Origin of the sequence: Stutzerimonas stutzeri, assembly GCF_024448955.1 — a bacterium.
GTDB lineage: Bacteria > Pseudomonadota > Gammaproteobacteria > Pseudomonadales > Pseudomonadaceae > Stutzerimonas > Stutzerimonas stutzeri_AQ.
The window spans coordinates 1-2,782 of sequence record NZ_JAMOIH010000029.1; the positions used below are offsets into that span (position 1 = coordinate 1).

At 53.6% G+C, this 2,782-nt stretch carries 3 protein-coding genes and 3 tRNA genes; all 6 read left to right on the forward strand.

Translation table 11 applies throughout. The features are described from left to right. Positions 1–868, forward strand: an 868-nt coding sequence (gene birA / locus NA645_RS20040) for a bifunctional biotin--[acetyl-CoA-carboxylase] ligase/biotin operon repressor BirA (RefSeq protein ID WP_256050409.1), incomplete at its 5' end; no start/stop codon positions are given. After that, positions 858–1,598 carry a type III pantothenate kinase gene (locus NA645_RS20045; protein ID WP_256050410.1) on the forward strand — a complete coding sequence of 247 codons (741 nt, stop codon included), beginning with the start codon at positions 858–860 and terminating at the stop codon, positions 1,596–1,598. The genes birA and NA645_RS20045, both read left to right, overlap by 11 nt. Positions 1,599–1,609: 11 nt before the next feature. Further along, positions 1,610–2,272, forward strand: coding sequence for an SPOR domain-containing protein (locus NA645_RS20050; RefSeq protein ID WP_256050411.1), 663 nt, complete (start codon positions 1,610–1,612; stop codon positions 2,270–2,272). A gap of 138 nt (positions 2,273–2,410) precedes the next feature. Further along, positions 2,411–2,495: transfer RNA gene (locus NA645_RS20055), tRNA-Tyr, on the forward strand. A 25-nt stretch (positions 2,496–2,520) separates the two neighbouring features. Continuing rightward, positions 2,521–2,594 (forward strand) — tRNA-Gly (locus NA645_RS20060). A gap of 28 nt (positions 2,595–2,622) precedes the next feature. Next, positions 2,623–2,698 (forward strand) — tRNA-Thr (locus NA645_RS20065). Positions 2,699–2,782: the final 84 nt, after the last annotated feature.

A 2,782-nucleotide genomic window follows, 5' to 3' on the forward strand; every position in this document is an offset into this window, starting at 1 on the left:
TTTAAAGCGGCTTGAAAGCGAGTATGGTTTTGAACTGTTTCGAGTGCCTGGTAAGGGGTATAGGCTATCGGAGCCTCTATCACTGCTGGGTTATGACGAAAGCTCCGACGTGTTGGGTCGCTTCGGTTGGCAGCTCTGTCTGCGAGAGACGGTAGACTCAACAAATGCTGAAGCGTTTAGGCTGCTGCAGGCGGGGCAAGCTGTTCCCTTTGTTGTATTGGCGGAAAGCCAAACTGGCGGACGCGGTCGGCGAGGGCGGACCTGGGTCAGTCCCCCTGCGAAGAACCTCTACTACACCCTAGCAACGAAGGTCTCAGGTGGCCCCCAGGGTTTGTCTGGCTTGAGCCTAGTGGTGGGCTTGGCGGTTCTTCAGGCTCTACGTCAGGCAGGAGTCGAGCGTGCCGGGCTTAAGTGGCCCAACGATATCTATGCGGACGGTAAGAAAATCGCAGGAATTCTTTTGGAGCTAACAGGGGATCCGGCCGATGTCTGTCACGTTATTATTGGCATTGGAATAAATGTGAACATGACTTCAATTGCTGGGGGGATTGACCAGCCTTGGACATCGGTGAGGCAGCAGACAGGTATTCTGATGGATCGAAGCGAGCTCGCTAATTTGATTAGTGAGTTTTTGCATCGTTACCTATGTCTGCATGCGCAACGAGGTTTTTCTGCTTTGCATGATGAGTGGGAGGCTAACAATATCTGGCAGGGTAGGCGCTGTACCTTAAGCAATGGCGCTCAGCTGATTACAGGCTTGATGCTCGGCGTGGATGGCCAGGGCGCTTTGCGGCTCTTGGTCGACGGCTTAGGGGAGCACCGCTTTAGTGGGGGAGAGCTAAGCTTGAGGCTCGATCATGATTCTTGAGCTCGATTGCGGAAACAGTTTCATTAAATGGCGGGTTATTCCTGTAACCGGCGGCGTGCCGTTGAGTCAGGGTATCGCTTCGCAACCGGTAGATATTGTGCAGGCTTTGCTCGGACAAGGCCTGAGCAAAATACCCCGCTGTCGCCTGGTTAGCGTACGGAGTGACGCCGAAACCCAGGTGGTCATGGATGTGCTCTCTGAATCGCTAAGCTTGAGCGTGACGAAGGCATGTCCAGCTGAGCGTCTCGCCGGGGTTGTGAATGGTTACCGTGACCAACAGCGACTGGGGCTGGATCGCTGGTTAGCTATCGTGGCTGCGTACGATATGTGCGGCGAAGCCTGTTTGGTTATCGATTTGGGCACCGCCATCACTGTTGATCTGGTAGCTCGCGACGGTACGCATCTTGGTGGATACATCGCGCCTGGCGTTGCCCTACTGCGGGGGCGCTTGCTTGCTCATACGCGCCGCATTCAGTACGACTCTGAGGAAACGGCGCTTGTGTTGAGCGATTTTTCTCCCGGAAGGTCTACCGCTGAGGCTGTTGACCGAGGCTGCTTGATCATGGCTCGTAGTTATGTCTCCAGTCAAATTGCCTTCGCCGAAAGCTATTTGGGTGGCGACTTTGTCACCTATGTTACTGGTGGCGACGCACCGCTTGTTGCCGATGTCCGCGAAGTAAAGTGCGTGGCTGATCTGGTTTTCAGAGGCTTGGCGTTGGCCTGCCCCTAAATGAGGTATCGATGCGCTGGCTTCTAATGCTTCTCGTGATGCTGAACGTACTGCTTTATCTGCTTCACCTAAATCAAATCCGGCCAGTGGATGGCGACGGCGCTCAGCTAAGTGCTCCCTCTCGAGAGGCTGATATTAAGCTGCTAAGCGAGGCAGATTCCTTCGTCCGGCGTAGGTCCGCACACGACGCGAGCAACGTTTGTGTGTTGCTTGGTGGTTTTAATGAGGAGTCGCTTGCGCAAGCCGTTGAGCAGCGCCTGCTGAGTCTAGATATTGATTCCCAAGTTGAAGCTGTTGATGAGGCTGCCGGTGTTGACTACTGGGTGTATCTTCCTCCGCTTGTCTCTCGACAAGCGTCGTTGCGTCAGTTGCGAGAACTGCAGTCGCGTAATATTGATAGTTACATCATCACCGTAGGGGATTTGTCGAACGGAATATCCTTGGGAATATTCTCTCGCAAGGATTCTGCGGAAAGCGTCGTGAATCGTCTGCAGGGGGTTGATTACACGGCCTTGATTCGTGAGCTGCCTAGAAGTCACCGCCGTTATTGGGTGCGGGTGGCCGGAGAACGTAAGCACTTGCTGAGCGACGAACTACTCGCAGAGCTTGTCGGAAGCTTTCCTGCCCTAGAGTCTCAGCAAATACCCTGCTCAAGCATTGCAACTTCGACATAGTTTACATAGAATGGCGCCCGCTCAGCAGCACCTCCCTTGGGGCGTGCAGCGAGCACTGTCATCGGAGCTAACCTCAGGTTTTAAATGAGAAAAAGCTTGACAGAAGAGGTGGTGGCAAACAAAATGCCGCCTCGTTTTGGAGGGGTTCCCGAGCGGCCAAAGGGATCAGACTGTAAATCTGACGTCATCGACTTCGAAGGTTCGAATCCTTCCCCCTCCACCAGATTTCAGCGTAGACACAGGCTGATGCGGGTATAGTTTAGTGGTAGAACCTCAGCCTTCCAAGCTGATGATGCGGGTTCGATTCCCGCTACCCGCTCCATGTTTTAAGTGCCTTCGCAGCGAACGTTGCTCATGTAGCTCAGTTGGTAGAGCACACCCTTGGTAAGGGTGAGGTCAGCGGTTCAAATCCGCTCATGAGCTCCAATATCAAAGGCAGATATGTAAATATCTGCCTTTGTTTTAATGGTGGCGTGACTAGCTCAATTCAACGATGGGAGACGGTCTCGA